The organism is Brenneria corticis, assembly GCF_003115855.1.
Taxonomy (GTDB): Bacteria; Pseudomonadota; Gammaproteobacteria; order Enterobacterales; family Enterobacteriaceae; genus Brenneria; species Brenneria corticis.
The window spans coordinates 276,241-302,730 of sequence record NZ_KZ819072.1; the positions used below are offsets into that span (position 1 = coordinate 276,241).

Below are 26,490 nucleotides of genomic sequence, written 5' to 3' on the forward strand. Positions count from 1 at the left end.
TACACTATTAGCAAGGAGTTTGCTTTGAGTCAGTCTGACCTCGTTTCAATATTCAAATGCACCCCCTGGTTGGCGAAGTTTCTTACCCGTCGTGGTTTAAAAAAAACGGATGGTCGGCCTTTATATGAATATCATGCAACTAGCGATGAATACGCCGATCTAAAACGGCTTCTGCGAGAAATCGGGCAGCCTGAAAAACTAAAAAATGATAAAGGCTACGCAGCCTGTTTTACACTTTTTTGCTCTGAATGGTACCGCCGAGATTATGGTCGGGACTGTGGATGGAGCTGGGATCCCATTCACACTGCTCTGGGCGTCAGTTTGTCTCCCTCGGAGTTAAGTGTTTTGATGCCAAAAGGATTGGAGGGATTTTGGGAGCGCCCTATTCGGTTTTATGAATCAGAACGCCGTAATTTTCTTGGTTCACTTTTTAGTGAAGGTGGTTTGCCTTTCAAGCTATTGAAACAGTCAGATAGTCGTTTCCAGTCGGTTTTTTCCCGCATTCTTAATCAATATGAACAAGCCACGCTATTTGGACACTCGACGCCGACATTAGTCCAGATGATGGTTGAAAAGTCGTCTCTTCCTCAGGTATTTCAGGAAGATACATCTATAGAATTAATCGCTCGTATGGCAGAGCAATTGATCTCTTTGGTGCAACTTTATGATCTCAGTACCCATGCTGAACCTGTGAAAGAGCTTGATCGCGTGCATCCCAAATGGCGCGACAGTTTCCCAATGCCACTTGACGATGACACGGGTACTCAATTCCTTAATGGCCTGCTGCGTTCTGCATCGGCGGAAAGCCAGCCCCGACTAAAAAGAAATAAGTCACTGGCATGCCTCTTTTTTTGGTCAGAACGAAACCCCGATACATTGCGTACCCATCTTTCTTTGCCGGATGAGATGACCTTTCCACTGTTAAGTGAGCCCTCAACGACCCGCTTTGAACTGGCTGTGTGCGAGGATGGAGAAGATAGGATTAATCTGGGTAGCGCTTACGCTACGCTAGAAAATAGGCATGCCAAAGTGCGGTTGCGTAAAAATGAAGTCCAGTTCGACAGACATCGACCTGCCACCCGTTTGTCACTAGTTGCTCGTGCGGGTGGTGTGATGATCGGCGAGGTCAACATTGCCGGGAGTGAAATCGCCGTCGGTGATGTTCCACTGGTTTTTGCGCGTGAAGAGGACGCATGGTCATTGCAAGGACATGCTTCATGCAGCGTTCGTAGCAGTGATGTTTTAATTATCTTTCCCGAAGGTGGACAACTGGCTGTGGCTGATAGCCATTCGTCTTTGGAAAGTCGTGCTTTCGGCTGTCCCGTATTGATGGCGAAAGGACGTCAGGATGTTCTCATTAAAGGTGAAGAGAACTATCGCATTCGCGTGGGACTGGAGCAGGTTCGCCAGCCTGGTCTGGAATTACAGGGTAAGCGTCTGAGCTGGACGACCTATCCCGACGATGTCTTTCTTGGTGCCCCGCGAGTCATGCAAAAAATGGGTATACCAGCGATTCGCTACAGCCGTTTTTTAAGCGGTAAAGATATTGATGTGTGCGAGCTGCATGACGCCATGGGAACGCATTTCTTATCTATCCGCAATGAGAATAATGAAACGCTGTTACGTCGCAAAATTGGAATATTACCTGCGGATTTTCAGATTGAGATACAGAGCGGTGAACGAGCTAACGAAGGTATGATCGTCATACACACACACCATAACTGCTTGTATGCACTAAAAGATAAAACGCTGGAAGTGGGTCGCAAACGCAATGGGAACAAAACAGAAATAGTGATCAAAGCGGAAGGTGTGCCCCCGGCGGCTGTGCAATTACAGGTGACTCCGAGCTTGATGGAAGCCCCTGTTAGCATTGTTATGCCATTCCCATCCAGTGGTTGCCTTGCTTTTGATGCGGAAGGCCAGCGGCTGGCAAAAAATATCACCATCACCGATTTACTGGGCTCACGGGCGTTCCTTTTTGGCAAAAATGGCGAGCCGACGCGTTTCACACTTGAATTACGCTTGCGTTCAAACAGTGGACAGCAGGCATGGCATGAGTGGCGTTATAACGCCGGTGAACGCCCGCTTGAAATCAATCTTTATAGCCTGAAAGAACATATTGAAAACTTACTTTCCCTCGGTTCGGGGATTGACCAGATTGTGGATATGCGGATCAGCGGCATAGGCGGTAACGGCAACTGGCAAATCCGGCGCTATAAATACAGCCTGGAATACGATCCGGCATTGCAATTACTGCGTTCCAATTCGATTCACAACGCATCAGGGAAAGCGCCTTCACCTGTCATCATGTTGCTGAGCGAGCCAGAACGAAAATCCATCCCTCTGACATCCAGAATGAGCGAGAGTGTTCCGGTAGGAGAATTTGAGCTGGGATCGGTTGTGGGGAAAAATGGCCCCTGGCTGGTTCTGCCAAAACCGGGCGAAGAAACCGCATTCCGACCCTGTTTTATTCGCGGTGAGCAACGACCGGAAACTGAAAGGCAAAGTGTCCTCTCTCTGCAAAAAGCCACCCAACTTTTTAAGCCTGGAGTCGAAGTTAATACGATCTCTCTGGTTCTGGAGCAGATGGCTGACGACCCGGCACACTCAGGATGGCAATTTCTGCGTAGCCTTTATGATCAATTTGGTTACCTGCCGTTGGCAACATTCGAGGTATGGCGTGCACTGTTCCAGTCCCCCCAGGCACTGGCAATGTCGTTGTTTAAATTCGAGATGTCATCTGAATATCTCGCAAGAATTGAAGCTGAATTCCCAGTCTTTTGGGAGTTCTTACCGGTTCAGGAAATCAAAAACGCAGCAGCAAGAATGAAAGCCTTCATGACGAGTAAAGGCGCATCCTCGGAAATGCAGAGTGGTTTCATCAATAAGATGTACCAACGGTTGGGGACGGTTTTTCCAACTTACTCAAGCGAGATATACGAATGGCTCAGCCTGGCCACTTTACCGAGAAGTATTCCGCCGTCGATAATGAAAGACATTATTCAGGGCTGGTATCAGGAGCTCCTTCGCGAGCATGGGGAGTCCCGCTGGCCGGAATATGGCGGCCCACGCCTCTATCACTGGATCCAGTCGCAAGCCGATCCCGTCATTGAGATCTCTCCAGATACGCATTTTCGCTATGCCGTTGCATGGCTGCCAATTTTTGCCGCCGCAGTGGCCAGCGGCAAAACAACCTATACCAGTGTTTTTGGTCATGAACCCGGTGCCGTATTTTTCTTACGTCAGGTCAGAGATTTTGACTCTCGCTGGTTTAACGCTTTGTTTCAGTACTGCTTGCTGCGTAACGTTACGGAAAAATAAAAATGACTACACGCTATTTTTCGACACTCATTGAACAATCACTCTCTCGCTCGACGGAAGCGACGCTCAGTATTCTGAGCATTACCAATCCCCAGCTACGTGAGCATCTTGCACAGCAAATGGCTGCGGAATGTGGGGCAGAAGGTTCATTTCTCGCATCACCGGTTTTCGAACAAACCTTTGGCTGGGAAGAATCTACTTTCACGATGCGCCAACTGGCAACGGAAAAAACGTTGCTGAGTAAAGAAGTGGTGGCATCACTGGATAGTGAAAAAAACGGTCGCTATCGCTTTGGCGCAGGCTGGAAGCCCTTTACCCACCAGTTAGCCAGCTGGAAATCGTTGCTTGAGCAGAAGCATTCTATTGTGGTGACTAGCGGTACCGGCTCCGGTAAGACCGAGTGTTTTATGGTGCCGGTACTGGAGGATATCCACCGCGAATTACGCGCTAACGGCAATAAGCCTCTAGTTGGCGTCCGTGCACTGTTTCTTTACCCACTCAATGCGTTGATTAATTCCCAGCGCGAGCGTCTGGATGCCTGGACGCGCAGTTTCGGGACGGGAATTCGCTATTGCTTGTATAACGGCAACACCAAAGAGAAACATTCGGCAGTTAAAAGCGAACAAGAGAAAAAGCTGAATGAGGTACTTTCGCGGGAGAAGATGCGTGAAGAACCAGCACCTATCCTGGTTACCAATGGCACTATGCTGGAATACATGATGATTCGCCAGGTTGATGCGCCCATTATTCAGCAATCTAAAGCGCAAAAATCATTACGCTGGATTGTGCTGGACGAAGCACACACCTACGTTGGCTCACAGGCTGCCGAACTGGCGTTGCAATTGCGGCGTGTAATGAATGCCTTTGGTGTTACGCCCAGGGACGTCCGGTTTGTCGCGACATCGGCGACCATTGCCGGAAGCGATGCAGAGAAGCAACTGAAAAAATTCTTGTCTGAGCTTTCGGGCGTACCGCAGGATCGGATTGATGTGCTGGGGGGCAAACGCATTGTGCCCGATCTCGACGCGAGCCTGAATCGCTCTGTTTCTCTGGATTTGCTTGAAGCTATTCCCGATGCTGGCGAAAAAGAGGTTAGCCCGGAGCGCTATAGCGCATTAACCCATTCGCCGGAAGCGCGCTACATACGTGAAATGCTGGTCGGTCAGCAGCGGGCAATGAAACTGGATGTGTTGACCGCGCGCCTCAATGAACTCACCAGACAGTGCTATACCCAGCAGGATGTTCTGCACTGGATTGATCTCTGTTCCGGTACACGCCCGAATGAACAGGATCCTGCTTTTCTCAAGGTCAGGGCGCATATTTTTCAGCGCAATACTCAGGGGCTATGGGCCTGTGCCGACAAAAACTGCACGGCAAAACAGGGTTCGGCCCTGGAGAAAAACTGGCCATTTGGCTATGTCTACGTAAACCAGCGGCAGAACTGCTCGTGCGGCAGCCCGGTATTTGAACTGGCATTTTGTAATGAATGCAATGAACCCCATCTGCTGGCACGGGAGAAAAAAGGCAAGCTTGTCCAGTGGGAAAATAAAGGCGGTGACGAGTTCTCCCTACAGGACGATATGCCGGAGGATTTTGAGCCGGTTGCTGAAAAAGTCGAAAAAGAGATTGTCATTAAAACTCCGCACATTATTGCTGCGGAACATAATGAGGCGGCTGGCTACACGCTTCAGCGACTTGATCGTCAAACGCACAGTATCGGTGTTGTCCACGATAACAGCATTTCTCTGGCCATTAACGATATCGATCAGGTCTGTAGCGCCCGGAGTTGCGGTTACCGGGGGGTAAAAGGGATGTCGCCTTTCCGGCGTGCCATTCTGGGTAGCCCGTTTTATGTCACACATATTGTTCCCACGGTGCTTGAATACTGCCCTGATTTTGCCGGGAAAAATGGGAAGGGCGATGGCCAACAAACGCTGCCGGGGCGCGGCAGACGTTTAATTACCTTCACCGATAGCCGCCAGGGCACAGCGCGAATGGCCGTGCGTATGCAGCAAGAAGCCGAACGTAACAGGCTACGTGGTAGCGTGGTTGAAATCCTGTCGTGGTATCAGAAACAGCGATCAACCGGGGATGTTATTGTCGCGGATATCGATCCACAGAAATTCCGCGAACTAGCCGATAAAGCCCACAAAGAAGCGAAAGAGTATCTCGACATGGGCATGCCTGGTGAGGCGGTGGAAGCGGAGGAAAAAGCTCAGCGTTTCGAACAGCGTCTGAAACAGGCGCTGGGCGAGAAAGTGAATGTGCCTCTGGTGTCGCTAAGCTGGCGAGACATGGTTGGCGAGTTACAGAAAACCTTTGATATCAAAGGCCCGATCCTTCGTTACAACAAATACCATAAACCGGAAATCTTTCGCGAGCATGATGGCCCGGTGAAATTATCGGAGATGCTGTTATTTCGCGAGTTTATGCGCCGTCCTAAACGCTCCAACAGCCTTGAAACCCAAGGGCTGGTTAAGATCGGTTATCAGGGCCTTGAGAAGGCGCAGATCGTCCCTGACCACTGGCAGGAAAAGGGGCTTTCACTACAGGACTGGCAGGATTTTCTCAAAATTTCACTCGATTTTTATGTTCGCGAAGGCAGCTATACTCAGTTGGAAGATGACTGGCGGCAGTGGATTGGTAGCCGGTTCGCACCGCGTTCCTTGCGCAGCCCCGAATCAGATGAGCATGACGAATATCAGATCAAACGCTGGCCGCAGATTCGCCATGGCAATGTCTCGCAACGGTTGATCAAGCTTTTGCTGCTGGGCGCCGGGTTGAATGTGAAGAAAACGGCTGATATCGATTTGGTTAATGCCTGGTTGAAAGCGGCCTGGAAGGCGCTATCCGGGAATCTTGCCGTGTTACGTTCGGACGGGAACCGCTTTTACTTACCGCGTGAGCATATGACCTTTTCGCTAGTGACAAAGGCGTATATTTGCCCGGTAACCAATAAATTGCTGGATACGGCTTTCAAAGGCTTAACGCCTTACCTGCCCACGCATATCGATTTTGACAACCTGAGCGATGCACAACGGCTATCGTATAACGCTGAGCCGGTAACGTTGCCGGAAGTCTGGCATTTTGATCGCTCGCAGGATGATTACGATAACGGCATTAGCAAGATCAGACAGCAAATTGCGGCAGACGATCTGGTGCAAAAGCTGCGCTCACAGAACCTGTGGACCAATATTAACGACCGGGCTATCGAGGGCGGCTTTTACTACCGCACAGCGGAACACTCGGCGCAGCAGTCTGCTGAGCGCCTGGAAGAGTATGAAACGATGTTTAAAGAGGGCGGCATTAACGTTCTCAACTGTTCGACCACCATGGAAATGGGCGTGGATATTGGTGGTATCTCTGCCGTGGTGATGAATAACGTGCCGCCCCATCCGGCAAACTATTTACAGCGTGCCGGCCGAGCCGGCCGTAGCAAGGAGTCGCGCGCCATCTCTTTTACTTTGTGTAAAGGCAACCCTCACGATCAGCAGGTTTTTGCTAATACGCTCTGGCCATTCGAAACGACGATCCCAGCACCGATGGTGGCCATGAATTCAGAACGTCTGGTGCAGCGGCATGTTAATTCGTTGCTGCTCTCGGAATTTCTATGCCACGTGATCGGGGAAACGGAAAAAGAGCGGACCAACCTGAACAGCCAGTGGTTCTTTGGCGAGGAGCATGAACAGTCTATCTGTAATCGATTTAAAGTCTGGCTCGACCGCACGACCGCTCCGGTCGATATCGCACTGGAACAGTTAGTTAAAGGCACTGCACTGCATGGCGTCAGCCCCGACAATCTGCGCCGAAATACGCTCAAGGTCATTTCTTTCTTACAGCAGCGCTGGCTGGAGATTTACCACGATCTCTCGCGGCAGGAACGCGGGTCGCAGCCTGATACGCCGTATCGTAAGCGCCTGGAAATGGAGAAAAAACGGCACTGTGGTGAGTATCTGCTGCGTGACCTGGCTGCGAGAACCTTCCTGCCCGGTTATGGTTTCCCTACCGATGTTGTCACCTTTGATAACTTCAACATGGAAGATTACATCCGTGAGAAATCGTTCAGAAGCCGCGATAAGAGCGATCGCGAAGATAACGTTTCGCGCTATAAAGGCTTGCCGTCGCGCAACCTGGGTGTGGCGATCCGCGAGTATGCGCCTGGTGCAGAAATTATTCTCGATGGCCGCGTATTCCGCTCAGCCGGTGTTTCGCTGCACTGGCATAACCTGAACGCGGATACCAACGAGCCCCAACGTCTGGACGTCGCCTGGCGTTGCCATAAATGCGGAACGCTGGGTTATGAAGAGGGGATTGCGGGACAAGGCGATCTGTTCTGCACCAATGCTTCCTGCGGCGAGCGGATTATTTCGGCAAATAAACGCCAGGTGTTGCAGCCGGCGGGCTTTGTAACTGATGCCTACTACCCGGTGACAAACAACATCGAAACGATGAAGTTCATTCCTGTTGTGCCTGCGTGGGTGTTTGTGCAGGCGGAACGCGTGCCGTTACCAAATCCGTTGACCGGGTTTATGGCATCGGGTCCCGATGGCCGAGTATTCCAGCAAAGTATGGGCGAAGGTGGTCACGGTTACGCGCTGTGCATGATTTGTGGCCGTGCGGAATCGATGATTAATGAAAATGATGTGCCAAAATCGATGGAAGCCCACTACCCACCGCGTCCGGGCAAGGGCGATCGTGACAGTCAGAACCATCGCCTGATCTGCCCGGGCTCCACGGCATTGAGGACCAAAGTGACTCTTGGTGCATTGTCACAGACGGATGTGTTTGAGCTTATCCTCAGGCGTCCGCAGAACGGCGAGTATATTCCGGATGGATCCGACGAAGGTCGCAGCATTGCGATGACGCTGGCGGTTGCTTTGCGTCGCGCACTGGCCGGAGTGCTGGGGGTTTCCGCCGCTGAACTGGGGTATGCCATTCGTCCGGTGAAACTGGATAACGATCAGTCTGTACTGGCCATCCAGCTGTATGACGTGATTAGCGGCGGGGCCGGTTTTGCCTCCAGCGCGCCACTGCATATTGAAGCCCTGCTGAGAGGCATGGTGAAACAGCTCGGCTGTAGCCATTGCGATACCGCTTGTAGTGAGTGCCTTCTCGACTCACAAACCCGTCACGATCACGATGTGCTGGATCGTAAAGCGGCGCTGGCCTGGTTGGGTGAGGATTTCACGCACTATATTGGTTTGCCGGAAGAGGAAAAACTGTCGCTGGTGGATGCACAATACTGCCCGGGCAGCATTGAAGATGCGATTCGTTGTGTGATTAATGAAGGTGCCACGTCATTGACGGTGTGGCTCAACGAGCCGATCAGTGAGTGGGATCTGTATGCCAGTGAGTTTCGCAGAGCGATTCTGCGTTATCAGATGATCGACAATCTCCCTGTGACACTGGTGATCCCGGCCGGTATTACCGATGCAGAAGTTTTGGGCGAGCTGGCTCAGTTTGCCGCAACAGGCATGCGGATTTGTTGCAGCAAGGCGGCGTTGACGGTGCCTGTTATCGCGCAATTGCAGCGGCGGGAGAGCGTTATAACGCTGGCGACGCGCGGCACACAGGCGGCCATTCCTGGTTCGGACTGGCATCAGACACAAGAGCTGGTGGTACGTTCACAGGCATTTGCATTGGTGGATCTTGAAGAGGTGGATCTGGCGTGCTGGAACGAATCGACAGTTGATCGGGTAAAAGATATTTCCCTCTCAAATGAGCTGAATGGCCCGATTTCACAATTTGGTCGCCGCTTCTGGGCCGAACTGGAAAAAGCCAATGAAGAGACCGGTACGCTGCTGAAAAACAGCCAGATAACGCGTATCTACTACACTGATCGCTATATTCAAAATCCGGCGGCGCTGGTATTGCTGGGCTCGATCCTCAACCAACTGAAATCGCGGATGAGCGGCCATGCACAGGTTGCCATCAATACGTTATTTAAAGCAAAAGAGAAGCCGGGGTTCAAGGCGGCACATGACTGGGCGAATGAGGATGATTTCCAGGGCTTTGCTGAGCAGTGGTTTACGACGCTAATGGGCAAGCCGGTTGATGTCACCCTGAATTACTCCAACCGCGAGATTCCCCATCACCGTAAGTTGCTGGTGGAGTTTGATAACGGGAAAGCGCTGAAGATCCGTTTCGATCAGGGGATGGGCTACTGGTCAATTAAGTTCCGCCCGGACAGCTATAACTTTATGGACGATGTCGAGGATCAGCTCTACAACATGGCTCGTTCGCTGGAACAAGCCTGGGTCGGTAATAAAGAAGAACGATGGCCAACGGATGTGCTGGTGGAAATTCAGCAGCAGTAAAACGTAGGTTGCCCCGCCGCAAGGCGGGGTTTTCGAGATGTCTTCGTAAATAATGAGTATGAGAGTAGATTGTATTCATTGCACAGCAATTAATATTTTAAAAAAGGAACTTAAACAATGAAGGCCAAAGAAGCCAGGTTACTCAATTTTCTCCAGACCGCACCTCAGTTAGTCATACCAATCTATCAGCGGCTTTATTCCTGGAGCCTTAAGGAATGCGAGCAGTTGTGGGATGATATCATTCGGTGTGGCCGCGACAATAATAATCAAGGGCACTTTATCGGTTCCGTAGTTTATATAGAAAATGGTCTTTATTCAGTAACATCCCAGTCGCCGCTATTGATTATTGATGGTCAGCAACGTGTAACAACCGTATCGTTATTAATTGCGGCGCTCTCCGAGGCTGTGGGCGATCAAGAGTTTATCGAGGGATTTAGCCAAGTTCAGTTACGTGGTTTTTATCTCACCAATCCGTTATTATCAGGCGAGAAACAGTATAAGCTTATTTTATCGCAAGCAGATAATGAAACATTGCGCGCAATAATTGATGGGAAACCCTATCCGGAAAGCTACTCTTTGCGGATTAAAGAAAATTTTGATTTCTTTGCTGAAAAACTGAAGGATAGCTCTTTGCTTGAAATTGTATGTAAGGGGCTGAGTAAGTTAATTGTGGTCGATATATCTCTGCAGCGGGGTAATGATAACCCTCAGCTTATTTTTGAAAGCATGAACTCGACGGGTAAGAAATTGAGTCAGGCTGATTTAATACGCAATTATATTTTGATGGGGCTGGAAAATGAACGCCAAACAAATTTATATAATGACCATTGGCGTAAAATGGAACTTTTGTTCGGCCAGGAAGCTTATTCAGAGCAGTTTGATGCATTTATGCGTCACTATTTGACCGTGAAAACGGGTGTTATTCCTAAGATTGATGATATCTATGAAGCGTTTAAACAATATTTTAGACGTGGAAGCGAAATAGTTGAATCCATTGTTGCTGATATTCATCAATATGCTATCTATTACTGTGCAATTGCCTTGGGTATTGAGAAAAATAAAGGGCTTAAGGAAATATTTCGTAATATTCGTGAGCTTAGAATGGATGTCGCTTATCCGTTAATGTTGGAATTATATGCTGATTATCAGCAACAAATTTTACCTTTAGATGATTTTTCTGAAGCATTGCGCCTGATGGAAAGTTATGTTTTCCGACGTGCAGTTTGTGCCATTCCAGCGAACTCAATGAACAAGACGTTTGCCGGACTGAGCAAAAATTTCGATAAACGCCATTATCTGGAAAGCCTGAAAGCGGCATTTATGTTACTTCCTTCCTATCGTCGGTTCCCGACAGATGAGGAGTTTAAGCGGGAAATGCAGAGTCGCGATCTTTATAATTTCAGGAGTCGTAGCTATTGGTTGCGAAAACTGGAAAATCATAAACATAAAGAACCTATTCCAGTTGACGAATACACTATCGAGCACATTATGCCGCAGTGTGATAATCAGGCTGAAAAAGTCCCAACTGCATGGAAAGCGGCGTTAGGTGAAGAGTGGCAAAGGGTGTGGGAAACCTGGCGTCATACATTGGGGAACCTGACCTTAACCGGTTATAACTCTGAATACAGCAACCGTTCTTTTGCTGAGAAGCGGGATATGGATGGTGGTTTCAAATACAGTCATTTACGAGTCAATGACGGGCTTGCTTCTTTGGACGTATGGAATGAAGAAACTCTATTAGCCAGAGCAAAAAAAATGGCGGAGCAAGCGAGTAATGTCTGGCCAAACCCCAGCCTCTCTGAAGATATTTTTAAACGTTATCAACAGGAGAATAAAGCCAGTATCGTTTATGGATTTGACGACCATCCACATCTGGCAAAAGAGCCTGTTAATTCATTATTTTCCGTATTCCGGACAGCCGTTTTGGATCTTGACCCATGTGTAACTGAAGTTTTCCTGAAGTTGTATGTCGCTTATAAAGCAGAGATCAATTTTGTCGATGTGATCCCGCAAGCTAAGAGGCTGCTGCTTATTTTGAATATTCCGTTTGCTGAAATTAATGATCCCCGAGGGGTATGTCGGGATCTTACGGGGCTGGGGCGCTGGGGGAATGGTGATGTGGAAGTTGGTTTCGAGAATATGGATGATCTCCCCTATATAATGTTCCTGGTCACGCAGTCTTTCGAGCGGCAAATGGATAACTAATGTGGTGGATTTTCGCGGTGATTGAATGGCTAAAGCTTTTTTTTTGGTACGGGCTCTGGTTATAGCCAAATATTATCAGGTGGCTTTTGCCCCGAGGCTTAGCAAGACGTGAGTCCGTAATCAGCTGTATGATGCAACCCCGGTAGGCTCCGGGGTTGTCTGTCATCAGATCTTGCTGTGATGAACGTCATTTTGCGAAAATTACGATCTTCTTTTCTTCCCCGAAACCAACTGTATTGCCTGAGCTAATGTCATGATCGATTCCAATTCTTTCGGGGGCTGCTGCGTGGTCAGCAAAATAGAGCCTCTCTTTACCTGCGCATCCACCTTTGTCCCCATGGTAAAACCCGCCGCTTCTAGCCATAACCCCTTCATAATAATGGCCGCAGTATAAACATGATCCCTGCGACGATCCGCATAACTCATAGTTAAATGACGATACGTTACCGGGCAGGTTTTTTCATTCTCACAAACTGCAATACAATCCATGTCAGTCATAATTACTATTCGCCATTAATAGCGATTGTGATCAGCGGTGCGGGTGTGTTGTTACACATCCGCACCGCGCTAAACAATACCTGTAAAACCAGCGAAAAAATAAAATTCCAGAAAAAAAGACAATAATCGGAACCTTCAGGAATAATAAATAAAACACACCTGAAATATTTAAAAGACGTTTTTTTACCTAAAAATAAAAACGCACGGAGCGATCCGTGCGCGAAATAATAAAGATGAAGCTTATGCTTTTTTACGTGAAGATTTTTTACCGCCGCTGGAAGCGCGCTCGGCTTTGATTTTTTCCAACAACGCAGCAGCGCTATTTTCCCCGCTGATCAGATCCGGATTTTCTTCACGCCACTGGGCGGTCAGATCACCGCGAAACGCCTTCGCCAGGATCGACTGGGTCAGATGATTCACGCAGGAAAGTGCGGTATTTACCTGCTTTTCAATGGTATCGGCGTAAGCGCATAGCTGCTCCACGCGACGCACGATCTCCTGTTGTTCGGGGAGTTGGGGAAGCGGTAATTCTAATGAGGCCAGTTCTTTACTGTTTATGTTATTTACACCGGATGTTGAACGGGCAATATTCACAATTGTTTGTCTTAATTGTGGGCTTTTCAGACAATAAGATACATATTTAGGTACAACTTTTTCTTTATTAAGTCTTATACGGATAAGATATCCTGCAAATAAGTATTTTGTATCGTGCTCTGAAATTACAGCAACTTTACCTACTAAGTCAACACTTCCATTAGAACGGATTAAAAGTAAATCTCCTTCTCTTAGAGCGAGTGAAGATAGTTCTTTGGGGTTGAAGTCAGCATATTTAAGATTGTTATTTATTATATATCCAGAACCGATGTTAGGTATGCGTAAAACAGCGGTGCGGCCATCACTTTCAGAGCATTTTTTAGATGTTCCATAACGAATATCCTCAGAGATATTCCCGAGTTTAGTTAATATTTTCTCTTCAATATTTTTATGGATGAGTTTACCACTAACCGCTGCTGCTAACATCGCCTGACGAAAACGTTTCAGGATTTTCGGGATTTGCTCAAGGCGTGCTTTGGTGCTGTCAACCTGCGCTAACAGCGTATCGAGTTTTTCAGCGATGATTTTTTGTTCTGCAAGTGGTGCGATAAAGAATGGTAAGGTTTTTGCTGAGCTACCTGATATTTCTTTAAACGTTGTGCCTGTGCCCATTTCTTCTGCTAGGTGCTTAATGCTACGCATGTAATAGTAGGCATAATCAGGAGATACATCAGCAGTGAATACAAAACTCTTGAAACCCTGATTCGTAGCAATTTCGTTCGAAGCTACAGCTACATAGCCAATAGGGGCTCTGCTACTGAAAAGTATTGAGCCCATAGGCATTATTTTTGCGGAGCAGGAGTCATAACCAGCCTCTGATAAATCGCGAGCACCACGAGAAATAGATTTATTTTTATATCCGCTCAGGTCTGCTGGTGTCAGCCACGCAATACCCTCACCAGAAGGCGCAAAGTTTTCTACTACCCCTGACTTTGGTGTTCCGCCTGATACTACATTTGCAATATCTCCGATCTCTGTACAAGCCCATCCCTCCGGTAATTTCCCCGCACTCATGCCTTCACCTCACCAAACGCTTCTTCCAGCAACTGACGCTGCGCATCGGCTTCATCGCCTGCGCCCAGCTCGCGCATCAGGGCATCCAGCTCGCCCAGCGCCTGCACCAGTTCGGTCATCGCCTCTGCCGCTAACACATCCGGCTCCGGCAGGCTGTCGGCATCGATACTGTCTTTATCTTTCAGCCAGGAGATATCCAGCGAGTCCGACTTGGCAGTACGGATCCATTCGCGGCTGAACTTGCGCCAGCGGCTGGTGGCCAGATGCTGGTCGGTGTTTTTGTTCTCTTCGCTGTCGGCGATTTCGCTCTCTTCGGCGTTAAAACTCCACTCGCCTTCGGTGCGCGGGCTGAGGCCGTGCGGATCGTCACCAAAAACCTTCTCGAACGGTTGCAGATGCTGATCTCCAAACGGCGTGCGCTTGCCGAAACTTGGCATATTGGTGCGCAGATCGTACACCCACACGTCGTCGGTGCAGTTCTTGTCCTGGTTCGGGTTTGCCGCCGTGCCCTTGGTAAAGAACAGCACGTTGGTTTTCACGCCCTGCGCGTAAAAGATACCGGTCGGCAGACGCAGAATGGTGTGTAGACGGCATTTGTCCATCAGATCGCGGCGGATATCGGTGCCTTTTCCGCCTTCGAACAACACGTTATCCGGCACCACCACCGCCGCGCGACCGCCCGGATGCAGGGTTTCGATAATGTGCTGCATAAAGCACAGCTGTTTGTTGCTGGTCGGGTGAATAAAGGTCCGGGTGATATTGGTGCCCGCCGCGCTGCCAAACGGTGGGTTAGTCGCCACAATATGCGCGGGCGGCAGGTTTTCACCGTCGCTGCCCAGCGTGTTGCCGAGGCGAATCGCACCACCGTGATCGAGATTGCCTTCAATATCGTGCAACAGGCAGTTCATCAGCGCCAGGCGACGAGTGCCGGGCACCAGTTCGAGACCGACAAAGGCACGGCGGATCTGGAAATCCTGGATGTCGGTATTGAGATCCTCTAGATCGTTGGTCTGCGATTTAACGTAGCGATCCGCCTCGATTAAAAAGCCTGCGGTACCGGCCGCCGGATCCTGTACCACTTCGCGCGGCTGCGGTTTTAACAGATGAATAATGGTCTTGATCAGCGGACGCGGTGTGAAGTACTGACCGGCACCGGATTTGGTTTCGTTGGCGTTTTTCTGCAACAGCCCCTCGTACATATCGCCGAAGTCGTCGCGGGATTTCCCCTTGCTGCCGTTATACCAGTCCAGCGCATCCATATAACTGACCAGCTCGGTCAGCTGCTTTGGTTGCTCAATGGTGGTGCTGACGTTGTGGAAGATCGCCTGCACCAGATTTCGCTCGTCCTGGCCTAATTCCACCAGCAGTTTACGGTAGAACTGCAATTGTTCCTGGCCTATACGCGCTTTTAAGTCGTCCCAGCGGTAGCCAGCGGGCAAGTACTCGGCTTCCTGGCCGGTCTCTTTACACATTTTCAGAAACAGCAGTGAAGCCAGTTCGTTGACGTAGTTCTGATAAGAAACGCCGCCGTCACGCAGATTGTCACAGAGTTTCCATAGCTTGGCGACCAAATCGTTATTGTTCATCACAGGTTCCGTGTAAAAGCTGCGGCCCTGAACGGGCCGCAGAAGAAGAAATTGTCGGGGATTCTAACGCGTCAGGCCGGCTTGTCCCAGATGTAATCACTGAATTTCCCCAGCACGCCGTCGAGGTCGTCCTCAAAGACGCGCTGCGACACCGCTTTACCGCCGAAACGGTGAAGGTTGCCGGTTTTAAAGGAATCGTCGTCGAGCACCACTTTATCTTTCAGCGCGGTGGCGAGGCGATCCAGCCATTTCAGCTGTTCGCTGCTCCAGTCGTTCTCGCCTTTGATGCGCTCCAGCGCATGGTCGACGCGCAGATCAAACGGTTTCAGCGCATCGCCGACCGCCGCACGGCGAATATGGCCGACCAGCCGGGCGGCGATATCCTCGTTACGCGTCTCTTTCCACGCGTTGCGCAGGGAAGACTCTTCGAAATACTGGCTGTCAAACCACTCCTGCAACTCAACGAGCCCTTTACGGGTGAGATCGCGCGGGCGGGCAATCACCGCCTGTAAGGCGGGCTGGGCATTGGGGGAGCACTTAACCAACTGATCAAAAGCGTCGAGGAAATCCTCCGCATTATTGTAATCGCCGTAAACCGACTCCACGCCAATCACTTCATCCGGGATATCGAGGAAGATAGGGCGCTCGCGCAGTTCGTTAATGTCGAGTTTGAGTTTCTCCAGCCGCGCAATTAGGCTGGGGAGTTTATTGAACACTTCGGCGCTCCAGTGCGGGCCTTTTTCGCGCAGATGTGAAGCCAGCTTGTTAAAGCTAACGCCTGCGGCATCCAGGCACAGCTCATCCAGACGGCGCACCTGCTTGTCGATCCCGGCGCTACGGTCACGGTTATAGGTCGCCAGGCCAATAATCCGTTGCAGTTTAGCGACCAGTTGCTCGTGGCTGTGTTCGGCAAAGCTGCGGCCATCGGCTTCGGTCACTTTATAGGTTTCCGAGTCGGTGATTTCGTTAACCAGCGTTTGCAGTTCCACGCTCGGGCGCATCACCACCGGGCGCATGGTATCCACGCTTTCCAGCGTGCTGTAGATATCGACGCAGTCGAAAATCTTAAAGTGGATCTTATCCACCGCTGGGCATAAACGGGTGGCGCGGCCTTTCATCTGCTCATAGAGAATGCGGCTTTTCACCTTGCGCAGAAAGACAATATTGCAAATCGATGGGATATCGACGCCAGTGGTCAGCAAATCGACCGTCACCACAATGTTCGGCAGCCGCTCTTTATTAAAGCGGGTGATCAGGGTCTGCACTTTCTTCGCATCTTTATCCGAATCACCGGTGATCTTGATGATCGCGTCATGCTCCAACTGCGGATATTTCTTCTTAAACGCAGTGCGCAGCTCATTCACTACCATATCGGCGTGGCTGTTGGTGACGCAGAACGCCAGCGTTTTTTGCTTGCCGGTGGGATCGAGGTGGTTGGTTAACTCCGCGCAGACCGCCTCGTTGAATTTTGGGATCAACAACTTACGGTTAAAATCTGCGACCTCAAAATCCTGATCGTCGGCCAGCGTGTCGTTGATCATCTCGCCCTGTGGCGTCAGGCGGACAACTTCTTCACCTTCCGACAGATAAACACCGTCCTGCGCATTGCGGGTGGTAATCTTGATTGGCGGATCCTGGTCGATCAGGTAACCGTCGATCACCGCCGTACGATAGGTATAGCGGTAAACCGGCTCGCCAAAGATCTCTACCGTGTGGCGCGCCGGCGTGGCCGTGAGGGCGATTTTCACTGCATCAAAATGATCGAGGATGCGGCGGTAAGCCGATACGTAATCCAGTTGGCTGCGGAACTGTAGCTCGCCTTCGGTCTGCTCTTTATCGAGGATGTAACCACGGTGCGCTTCGTCGACCACAATACAATCGTAGCGGGCCACCGGCATCGCTTCATCGGATTGCAGCGTACGTTTAACCAGCGACTGGACGGTCGCGACGTGAATTTTGGTGCTGTCTTCCGGGAATTTATCCGTCAGCCCTTTGATGTCGAAAATGCTGTTGAAGGTATCGCCGTTGATGCGCGTGTCTTCAAAGGCGCCCAGCGCCTGCTCACCCAGCGAGCGGCGATCAACAAGGAACAGCACGCGTTTAAAGCGCTGGGACTGGATCAGGCGGAACATCATAGCGATAGCGGTACGGGTTTTTCCGGTACCGGTGGCCATTGCCAGCAGGATCTCTTGCTGACCGTTGACGATGGCGTTCTCCACGGCGCGAACGGCATCTTCCTGGTAGTAGCGCAGCCCCAGCTCGCTCATGTTCGGGTTATCGGCAAACCACTGGTTTTGCTTTTGCGGATCGTTGCCCAGCATCGCGAGCAACTCTTCCGGGCGATGCCACTCCGGTAGCGCTTTTGACATATTGCTGGTATGGCGGACATCACGATACCAGATGCCGCTACGGGTTTTCAGTGTTGCGCGGTACTCACGCCCGTTGGTGGAGTAGCAAAAAGGAATTTTATAGCGCTGGCTGCCGCTGGTATCTGCCCAGCTAACTTCATATTCCGGTACCGCCTCGCGCACTTCATCGGGGGGATAATGTTCAAGCAATGTGTCGCGTAGCAGGGCGTTATCAAAGTATTTGCTGTAGCGATAAGACTCGGTCAGCTTGCTGAAGACATCGGTATTACGGCGTTTAGCTTCTACTACCGCGATGGGTTTCAGGCCGACAAATAACACGTAGTCGGCAAAACCCTGTTTCCCGGTTTCATCTTTGCCGGTGGGCCATTCGGCAATCGCTTTGTTAACACCGGGTTCCGGCCGGGTGCCTTTGGAAAAGCGCAGTGTTTTGCTGTCCGCTTCCCAGCCCGCTTTACGTAACTGAGCATCGATCAGAAAACGGCTCTCTTCCTCACTCAAATCCAGAGTGCGTTTGATGGCCTGAACGGTGATCTCTTTATGATAGGCCTTGCGTTCCTGCTCGGTCTGTTTCGCCAGCTCGGCATTTTTTTCCGCCAGTTGCGCTTCCAGTGCGGCGACACGGGCTTTGGATTGCGCTTCGGTTTCCTGCTGCTTACTTTCGAGGATGGCGATATAGCCGTTGAGTGCCACCAGCTTTTGCTGCTGAGCCTGGAATTCGGCCTGGCTTCGTGCTTTTTCTTGCGCCTGTTGTTCCAGTTGCTGTTTTAACGTCAGGACTTCCTGATGGTAGAGATCGCCGCTATGTTCCGGCAACACAAAGACCGGAACCGGGAAGTCATAATCTTTGGTGACCAACCGGTAATACCAGACGGCGAGACGAAAACCGAGGCGCAGACACATTTGCGCATCGTCCATATCGTTATGGTATTCATGAACGGCACGATTGCCGACACGGCGTAATTTATGAAATACCGACAGAATGTTGTCATCAACAAAGGCTATTTTGCCCAATTCACGCAGCAGGTCGTGCTGGTTTTCGCATTGTGGAATATCCAGTAGCAGGCCTAAATGCTTAGCCGTCGCTTCACCGAACATGCGCATTTTAACCAGCGTGGTGTTGGGATCGTCCGGATAATTGTTTTCCGCTGCACAAGCGATAACGTAAATAAAATCGTTAACGCCTTTCAGAAAATCAAAGTTGGATTTGTTCATTGCTGGTGTATCCATTGACATGAGAAGGCAGCCTTATCACTCAATGCTGCAAATGGATGAACGGTAACTTTATGATAAGTGATGAATCCTTGGCAATGACTATTGTCGGTTTCCGCTATGCCGCCGATGAATTGAAAAAAGAACTGGAGTGCTAACTCGCCTGCAACAAGCACCAGTCTGTGCTGTAGGAGCTTTCCAGACATAGCCAGCGGAGGGTTTTGGGCGCGCGCTGTTGGCCCGCTTGATTGAGATGCAGTCAGGCGCTATTTTCAAACTTCCCTGCCTCTGCCGTTTATTTTCCCCAAAATCAAACGGACTCACCACTCTCTCTCGGTTCGTATAAAAAAAATCCGCCGACCATTGCAGCATCAGTCGCCGTTTGTCCTTGTGGATATAAGCGGCCCGGACGCTGTTTCGCTCTTGGTGACCCATCTGGCGTTCGACCGTATCCTTCGACCACAACTCGACTCAATTAGCGAGCTACAGACCATCGTGTGAAAGCCGGGATAACTCTGATCAATTATTTTCGCGTTCCCATCGCCACAACCTTCCTTGCATCCTCATGCTCCAAGCTATCAATAAAATCCCCATACCACTGCAACATGCCTCTCCGCTGTTCCAAATACTGCGCATGGTTATACGTTCCACGAATGGTGTTCTTATCCACATGAGCAAGCTGTAACTCGATCCAGGCGGTGTTATACCCTTGTTCGTGTAGTATGGTGCTCATGGTGTGGCGAAAGCCGTGGCCTGTCGCTTTCCCATGATAACCAATTCGTTTCAGTACTTGGTTGATGCTGGCTTCACTCATCGGTTTGGTGATGTCGTTACGGCCAGGGAAAACCAGATTGTAGCGTCCGGTAACAGCATAGAGTTGTTGCAGAGCATCGATCACCTGATCGGATAGGGGGACGAGGTGAGGGCGGCGCATTTTCATCCGTTCCTTTGGTACTTCCCAGATCCGTTTGTCAAAATCAAACTCTTTCCATTCTGACTGCCGTAATTCAATGGTACGAACGCCGGTCAGCATCAGTATGCGGGTTGCCAGTTGCGTGATTTTACTACCGGAGTAAGACGATAGGGCACGCAGGAAATCCGGTAATTCATCAGTCAGCAGGTGAGGGAAGTGTTCTGCCTTGGGCGGGGTTAACGCGCTGGCGAGTTCCGAGACCGGATTGTTTTCCGCTCTGCCGGTAACGATGGCGTAGCGAAATACCTGACTACAGGCCTGTCGGATCTTGCGTAGCTTATCGAGCACGCCGCGTTTTTCCAGTTTGCGCAGTGTAGTCAGCATTTCCAGCGGTTTGATCTCGGCTACAGGACGTTTACCGATATCAGGGAAGATATCGTTTTCAAACGCTTCCATCAGATCGTCAGCGTAGCCTTTAGACCAGTTCGGTCGTTTGTATTCATGCCACTCCAGTGCGACGGCCTTGAAGTTGTTTTCAATACCGGTTTGACGAGCCTGTTTTTCCAGCTTTTTTTGTTCACCGGGATCGATGCCATTGGCGATCTGCTTTCTGGCCTCATCCTTGCGCTGACGGGCCTCGGATAATGTGACTTGAGGATAAACGCCCAGTGCCAGCATGCGCTGTTTACCATCAAAGCGATATTGCAGACGCCAGTACTTTGAACCGTTAGGATGCACCATTAAATGCATTCCTTCCCCATCAGTGAGTTTGTAGGGTTTATCTGTGGGTTTTGAACTTCTCACCTTTACATCGGTAAGCGCCATATGCTGCCCTCCGTTGCTGGTTGTTGGTATAAGAATTCATTGAACGGGCTTGTACCATCAGATGTACCAACAAAGATTACTTGATGTACATTGATGTTGATAGAGTTCAGTAGAGTGAAAATAGCCGAATTAAGGCTAATTAGCTGAATTTTAGGCATAAAAAAAGACGTCGGTTGACGTCTGTTTACTTCGAAATGGTACGCCCTACAGGATTCGAACCTGTGACCTACGGCTTAGAAGGCCGTTGCTCTATCCAGCTGAGCTAAGGGCGCATACAGGCAGGGTTGCTGCGTAATGCGGTTTGGATTATACGGAGCGGGTAGGTTGAGTCAATGGCTTTTCTGCTTGTTGCTCAGATGGTAAGCAAAAGCAGATCGTTTAGTCGTCTGTCTGCGGGAACGGTTGTCTTCAGGCAGTCCGGACAGATATCGCTTTTGTTGCGAAACGATGCCTATGCCGATGGGCTGCCGGATGAATACGCTGCTGGGGCGGTGGACGCGGATTAACCCGGTTGCAGCACAATTCTTTTGAGGGTATAAGCGGCGATCTTTTCCTCGCTGTAGAGCAGCGGAACGTATTCGCCATTCGACCAGGCGCGCGCCAAATCCCGGTAATGGGGAGAGCGCGGATCGCCGGACTGGCCGGGCGCGTTGATACAGACCGAGTTGTCCCAGTCGCCGACATCAATCACCAGGCGCACCGAAGCGCCCGCGGTCACCATAAAATCGTTAATGCGGTAACTGGCCAGCATCGGCGTCGAGCGACTGCCGCCCAGCGGCAGCGGACCGGTGTTCCATTGTCGATCGGCTCCATGCCGGGTGCGGCTAACCGCATGTTCGAACAGCGTTTGGTGCAGCCGCCCCCATCGCCATTGCCGCGCCTCGGGGCCCATATGCCGGCGGCATTCGTTCCAGGCGGCGCTCAGGCTGTCCTGCATCAGCCGGTTTCGCGCCCGTTCGGCATTGTCGCCGAAACGCCCGTCCGGGGTTTCAATCAGTTGCAATAGGCTGTCCAGATCGCCTGGCTGTAGCAGTACCCGTAACTTGGGATCCGGCGCCAGACGGGCAAACAGCGCCGGACGCAGATGTTTCATCCACCAGACTTCAAACAGTGCCGCCGGGGCGCTGTCGGCGTCGATCTTATAATCCCAGTCTGCCAGCAGTTGGGTCGCCTGCCGCAGCGGCGCGCTGGGACGTTCGATCTGCGCCAGAAGTCGGCACAGCCGCTGTGCCGGCAGCGAAAAAGTATCGTTTTGCAGCGCCTGGGCGGCCGCTATCGAATGCGCGCGATCGTCGGCCAGCACCTGCTTGATGCGCGCCGCCCGGCTGCCTTCAGCCCATTCGTGGCCGATGGACGGGGCGTCGGCGTCGCGGTCGGCGGGGATATTCATTTCATTGGCGGTGGCGAAGAAGCCAGCGGACGGGTTGATGCTGCGCGGCAGCCGATCGGCCGGGAGATAACCGTCCCACTCGTAGCGCCCATCGCCCGGTACGGGCAGCAGACCGTGCCAATTGCGCCTGACCGGCGTAAATCCGGCGGTAAACCAGCCAATATTGCCCGCCGCATCGGCGCAAACGTGATTCACCGACGGCGTTCCCCATGACGCCAGCGCCGCGCCGAATGCCTCAACGCTGGCGGCGCGCATGGCGGACAGGCTGCCGAGATAGGCGGCGGCCCCCGGCGACAGCCACACCGAGCGCAGGGCGATGGCGCGCTGGCGGACCGGATCTTCAAATAATATCGGACCATGACGGGTGAACGCGAGGGGCAGGGTCTGCGGCGTATGGCCTTTGACGGCAAAGCTTTCTTCCACGCGTTCGATCTGCTCCCAACCGTCCTGATAACGGTAGCGATCCGCATCGCCCGGCCGGGTCTGATAGACGTACACATCTTCCTGATCGGCGCCGAAAATGGTCAGGCCGAAGGCGGTTTGGCCATTATGCCCGAGAGAAATGCCGGGCGCGCTGGGTTCGCCGGCGCCGATGGCGTTAAATCCCGGCGCATGCAGATGCACCAGATAGCGCAAGGACGGCGCCGCATGGGCGCGGTGGGGATCGCTCGCCAGCAGCGGCCGGCCGCTGGCGGTGCGGCTGCCGTGGACTACCCAATTGTTGGAGCCTTCTTCGCTGACGGCCCGGACAATATCGCCCAGATCGGTGACTTCGCTCCATGTCCAGGCCTGATCCAGGGCGGCGTCCAGCCGGTCATCGGCAAAGCTTACCGGGGCGGTGGCCAGTTTGAACAGCTTCAGCGACTCAAGAGGAATATCCGCCGCCGACAGCCCGTCCGCCAGTTGGGGATTCACCGGCGGCGCGATGCCTGCGCGCAGTAAGTCGGTGGCGGCATCGCTGCGCGCCAGCACGTTCGCGCGCAAAATCTCCGAGGCGCCGTTGCGCGTCAGCGCGTGGGTGCGGATGCGCACCACGTCCTCCGGCAGCCAGCGCGCCGGTTGGGTGCCGAACAGGGCAAACTCCGGCGGCAGCCGCTCCGGTTGGCGTTCACACAGGGCAATCCAGGCGTTGATGCCGGCAACGAAAGCGGTACAGATCTCCCGGGCATCTTCGGCATAGGCGCGCCACTCCGCCTCCATATCGCCGCGAAACAGAAAATGGCGGGCGGCATGATCCTGCGCCAGATAGCCGGGGCCGAAATCGGCGGCCAGCAGACCGAGGCCGCGTTTGCGCCACAGATCCAACTGCCAGAGGCGATCGCGCGCGGCGTTAACGCCCTGGGCAAAAAACAGATCCTGTTGATTGTCGGCCCGAATATGGCTGATGCCCCAGCGGTCGATGCGCAGTTCGCAGGCCGCTTTCAGCCCCGGCAGTGACAGCGTTTCAGTGTCGATAACGTGATTCATGGCAATTTCCTCAGGCATGATGACAGGCGACGCGGGCGCCGTCCGCCCGTGGCGTCAGCTCGGGGCGCTGCCGGGCGCAGAGCTCGGTGGCCATCGGGCAGCGGGTATGAAAAGCGCAGCCCGATGGAATGCGGGCCGGACTCGGCAGTTCGCCGCTCAGGATAACATTCGCCCTGTTGCGCTGTAGGTCGGGATCGGCCTGCGGCACCGCCGCCATCAGCGCCTGGCTGTAAGGGTGTTTGGGGTCGGCGAAAAAGGTATCGCGCCGGGCGATTTCGACGAAGCGGCCGAGATACATCACCACCACCCGATCGCAGATATGGCGTACCACCGCCAGATCGTGCGAAATGAACAAATAGGCGACGCCGGTCCGTCGCTGTAACGCGACCAGCAGATTGAGGATCTGCGCGCGCACGGAGACATCCAGCGCCGACACCGGCTCATCGCAAATCACCAGCGCCGGTTCCAGCGCCAGCGCCCGGGCGATCACCACCCGCTGACGCTGGCCGCCGGAAAACTGATGCGGATAGCGATCGGCATGCTCCGGCCGCATGCCCACCTGTATCAGCAGCTTTTCCACCTGGGCGCGTAATGCGCCGCCGCGCGCCAGACCACAGGCCAGCAAGGGTTCGCCAATCGCCGCGCCAATGGTGGCGCGCGGATCGAGGGAAAGCGCCGGATCCTGAAAAATCATCTGTACCTGACGGCGTATCGCCTTCAGCGCTTTGGGCGTCGCGCCGACCACCTGTTCGCCGCCGATCAGCACGCTGCCGGCTACCGGTTTTTGCAGGCCGACCAGCGTATTGGCCAACGTGGATTTGCCGCAGCCGGATTCCCCTACCAGCGCCACGGTTTCGCCGGCGGCGATATCCAGATCGACGCCGTTAACCGCCCGCACCACCGGCGCGGGCTTGCCGAACAGGTTGTTCCGGCGGCCGAAATGCACTTCCACATCCCGTACTTGCAGGATCTTTTCGCCGTCGCTCATCGTGCCACCCCGCTGATTTCCGTTATCCGCTCAATATGCCAGCAGGCGGAGCGATGGCCCTCGCCGCAGTCAAACAGCGGCGGCCGTTCATCCCGGCAGATTGACGTCGCCAGCGGGCAACGATCGACGAAACGGCAGCCTTGAATAAATTGCTCCGTCGTCGGCACGCTGCCTTCGATCGTGGCCAGCAGGGACTTGGGCACATCGTCGAGGCGCGGAACGCTGGCCAGCAGCAACGCGGTATAGGGGTGCGCCGGCGAGCGAAAGAGGGCATGCACCGGCGCGATCTCGGCAATACGGCCGGCATACATCACCGCGACATGGTCCGCCATATCCGCCACCACGCCCATATCATGGGTAATCAGGACGATCGAGGTTCCCCGTTCGGCCACCAGCCGCTTCATCAGATCCAGGATCTGCGCCTGTATGGTCACGTCCAGCGCGGTGGTCGGTTCGTCCGCCACCAGCACCCGTGGGTCGCAGATGAGCGCGATGGAGATCATAATGCGCTGACACATGCCGCCCGACAGTTCGAAAGGATACTGATGCAGACGGCGCTCGGGATCGGCGATGCCGACCGCCTCCAACATCTGTCGCGCCCGATCCAGCGCCGCCTGTCGCGAGACGCTGTGATGGACGCGGTAGGCGGCGGCGATCTGTTCCCCCACCGTGGTCAACGGATCCAGGCAGGCGCCCGGCTCCTGAAAGATAATGGAAATATCCTTGCCGCGCGCGCGGCGCAACCGGCGTTCGGGCAGGGCGGCCAAATCCGTCTGCGCCAGCATGATGCGCCCGGCGATGCGGCGCGCCGCCGGCGGCAAAAGGCAGAGCATGGCATAGGCGCTCAGTGATTTGCCGCAGCCGGATTCCCCCACCAGCGCCATTACCTGACCGGGGGCGACGGCAAAGGACACATCATCCAGCACCCTCGACCCGCCGATATCAATCGACAAATTCTCTACCCGCAGCAGCGGCTCGCTAAGCGTCATATCTGTTCCTCAGCCGTCGCTTTGGCCCTGACCGGCCGTCGGCCGGGGGCGCTGATAGGTGCCGATGGAGTTGCCGCCGTCCACGCTGAGCACCGCCCCGGTGATAAAACCGGCGCGCTCGGAACACAGATAGCCAATGGCCGCCGGGGCGTCTTCCGGTCCGCTGGCTCGCCCCAGCGGGATGCGCGCCAGCATCGCCTCGACATAATCCGCAGACAACCGGCTGACTTCGCTGCCCGGCGCAAAGCCCGGCTCGACCACGTTAACGCGGATGCCATACTCGGCCAATTCCAGCGCGAAGCCTTTGGATAACCGCTCCAGCGCGCTTTTGGACGTACAGTAGGGCGCCGAATTTTGGTTCATCTTGCGCGCGGCGCCGGAGGAAATGTTGACAATACTGCCTTGCCGTCCGGCGTCGATCATTAGCCGGGCCATTTCCCGCGTCAGCACGAACGGCGCGCGCAGATTGACATCGAATACGCGATCCCAATCGGCCAGATCCATCTCCAGCAGAGCGAAGCGCGTATAAATGCCGGCGTTATTGATCACAATATCCGGGGCGCCCCAGGACTGACGCACCAGAGCCGCCAGATCCAACAGCGAGCGGTCATCGGTCAGTTCGGTGGTATGGCGTAACGTGGTCGCCGCATCCAACCCCAGCTCGCGCACCGTGGCCTCAAGCGCCTCGGCGCGGTTATCGCTCAGACAGAGATGGGCGCCCTCGCGGGCGAACCAGGCGGCAATCCAGCGACCGAAAATACCGGCGGCGCCGGTGATCACCACTTTTTTATTGGCAAATTCCATG

General features: G+C 52.9%; 12 protein-coding genes, 1 tRNA gene and 1 pseudogene. 3 read left to right on the plus strand and 11 right to left on the minus strand.

Features of this window, described 5'->3' with window-relative positions:
* The first annotated feature begins 24 nt into the window (after positions 1-24).
* The 3 genes from DDT56_RS03180 (at position 25) to DDT56_RS03190 (ending at position 11,843) form a co-directional block, all read left to right on the plus strand.
* Positions 25-3,321 carry an STY4851/ECs_5259 family protein gene (locus tag DDT56_RS03180; protein WP_136165054.1) on the plus strand — a complete coding sequence of 1,099 codons (3,297 nt, stop codon included), beginning with the start codon at positions 25-27 and terminating at the stop codon, positions 3,319-3,321.
* A gap of 2 nt (positions 3,322-3,323) precedes the next feature.
* Positions 3,324-9,638 carry a DEAD/DEAH box helicase gene (locus DDT56_RS03185; RefSeq protein ID WP_136165055.1) on the plus strand — a complete coding sequence of 2,105 codons (6,315 nt, stop codon included), beginning with the start codon at positions 3,324-3,326 and terminating at the stop codon, positions 9,636-9,638.
* Between the two features lie 117 nt (positions 9,639-9,755).
* Positions 9,756-11,843 carry a DUF262 and DUF1524 domain-containing protein gene (locus DDT56_RS03190; RefSeq protein ID WP_136165056.1) on the plus strand — a complete coding sequence of 696 codons (2,088 nt, stop codon included), beginning with the start codon at positions 9,756-9,758 and terminating at the stop codon, positions 11,841-11,843.
* A 201-nt stretch (positions 11,844-12,044) separates the two neighbouring features.
* On the opposite strand, the gene DDT56_RS03195 is transcribed toward DDT56_RS03190, so the two are convergent.
* The 11 genes and pseudogenes from DDT56_RS03195 to DDT56_RS03250 form a co-directional block, all read right to left on the minus strand.
* The gene (locus DDT56_RS03195; protein ID WP_136165057.1) at positions 12,045-12,341 is read right to left on the minus strand and encodes a SymE family type I addiction module toxin; all 297 of its coding nucleotides are present in this window, start codon (positions 12,339-12,341) and stop codon (positions 12,045-12,047) included.
* Positions 12,342-12,581: 240 nt separating this feature from the next.
* Complete coding sequence (locus DDT56_RS03205) at positions 12,582-13,949, minus strand: restriction endonuclease subunit S (RefSeq protein ID WP_136165059.1); 1,368 nt, start codon at positions 13,947-13,949, stop codon at positions 12,582-12,584.
* Positions 13,946-15,535 (minus strand): N-6 DNA methylase, encoded by a 1,590-nt coding sequence (locus DDT56_RS03210; protein ID WP_136165060.1) that lies wholly within the window; start codon positions 15,533-15,535, stop codon positions 13,946-13,948. The genes DDT56_RS03205 and DDT56_RS03210 overlap by 4 nt, the downstream gene beginning before the upstream one ends.
* 71 nt (positions 15,536-15,606) lie before the next feature.
* The gene (gene hsdR, locus DDT56_RS03215) at positions 15,607-19,116 is read right to left on the minus strand and encodes a type I restriction-modification system endonuclease (protein ID WP_136165061.1); all 3,510 of its coding nucleotides are present in this window, start codon (positions 19,114-19,116) and stop codon (positions 15,607-15,609) included.
* A 297-nt stretch (positions 19,117-19,413) separates the two neighbouring features.
* A pseudogene (locus DDT56_RS24750) lies at positions 19,414-19,619 on the minus strand (hypothetical protein); the annotation flags it as partial.
* Between the two features lie 17 nt (positions 19,620-19,636).
* On the minus strand, positions 19,637-20,851 hold the full coding sequence (locus tag DDT56_RS03225; RefSeq protein ID WP_136165062.1) for a tyrosine-type recombinase/integrase: 1,215 nt from the start codon (positions 20,849-20,851) through the stop codon (positions 19,637-19,639).
* Positions 20,852-21,046: 195 nt separating this feature from the next.
* Positions 21,047-21,123 (minus strand) — tRNA-Arg (locus DDT56_RS03230).
* A 230-nt stretch (positions 21,124-21,353) separates the two neighbouring features.
* Entirely contained in the window at positions 21,354-23,708 is a 2,355-nt protein-coding gene (locus DDT56_RS03235; RefSeq protein ID WP_136165063.1) for a penicillin acylase family protein, read from the minus strand.
* 10 nt (positions 23,709-23,718) lie between these two features.
* Positions 23,719-24,696 carry an ABC transporter ATP-binding protein gene (locus tag DDT56_RS03240; protein WP_136165064.1) on the minus strand — a complete coding sequence of 326 codons (978 nt, stop codon included), beginning with the start codon at positions 24,694-24,696 and terminating at the stop codon, positions 23,719-23,721.
* A complete protein-coding gene (locus DDT56_RS03245; protein ID WP_136165065.1) occupies positions 24,693-25,685 on the minus strand; it encodes an ABC transporter ATP-binding protein in 993 nt (330 codons plus the stop codon). Before DDT56_RS03245 ends, DDT56_RS03240 begins: the two co-directional genes overlap by 4 nt.
* Before the next feature lie 9 nt (positions 25,686-25,694).
* Complete coding sequence (locus DDT56_RS03250) at positions 25,695-26,489, minus strand: SDR family NAD(P)-dependent oxidoreductase (protein WP_136165066.1); 795 nt, start codon at positions 26,487-26,489, stop codon at positions 25,695-25,697.
* Position 26,490 lies beyond the last annotated feature (1 nt).

What these genes read in the sequence shown, in the direction of transcription:
- DDT56_RS03185 (WP_136165055.1), top strand. Translation starts at nt 3,324, where the DNA reads ATGACTACACGCTATTTTTCGACACTCATTGAACAATCACTCTCTCGC.
- DDT56_RS03190 (WP_136165056.1), top strand. Translation starts at nt 9,756, where the DNA reads ATGAAGGCCAAAGAAGCCAGGTTACTCAATTTTCTCCAGACCGCACCT.
- DDT56_RS03195 (WP_136165057.1), bottom strand. Translation starts at nt 12,341, where the DNA reads ATGACTGACATGGATTGTATTGCAGTTTGTGAGAATGAAAAAACCTGC.
- DDT56_RS03205 (WP_136165059.1), bottom strand. Translation starts at nt 13,949, where the DNA reads ATGAGTGCGGGGAAATTACCGGAGGGATGGGCTTGTACAGAGATCGGA.
- DDT56_RS03210 (WP_136165060.1), bottom strand. Translation starts at nt 15,535, where the DNA reads ATGAACAATAACGATTTGGTCGCCAAGCTATGGAAACTCTGTGACAAT.
- hsdR (WP_136165061.1), bottom strand. Translation starts at nt 19,116, where the DNA reads ATGAACAAATCCAACTTTGATTTTCTGAAAGGCGTTAACGATTTTATT.
- DDT56_RS03225 (WP_136165062.1), bottom strand. Translation starts at nt 20,851, where the DNA reads ATGGCGCTTACCGATGTAAAGGTGAGAAGTTCAAAACCCACAGATAAA.
- DDT56_RS03235 (WP_136165063.1), bottom strand. Translation starts at nt 23,708, where the DNA reads ATGAATCACGTTATCGACACTGAAACGCTGTCACTGCCGGGGCTGAAA.
- DDT56_RS03240 (WP_136165064.1), bottom strand. Translation starts at nt 24,696, where the DNA reads ATGAGCGACGGCGAAAAGATCCTGCAAGTACGGGATGTGGAAGTGCAT.
- DDT56_RS03245 (WP_136165065.1), bottom strand. Translation starts at nt 25,685, where the DNA reads ATGACGCTTAGCGAGCCGCTGCTGCGGGTAGAGAATTTGTCGATTGAT.
- DDT56_RS03250 (WP_136165066.1), bottom strand. Translation starts at nt 26,489, where the DNA reads ATGGAATTTGCCAATAAAAAAGTGGTGATCACCGGCGCCGCCGGTATT.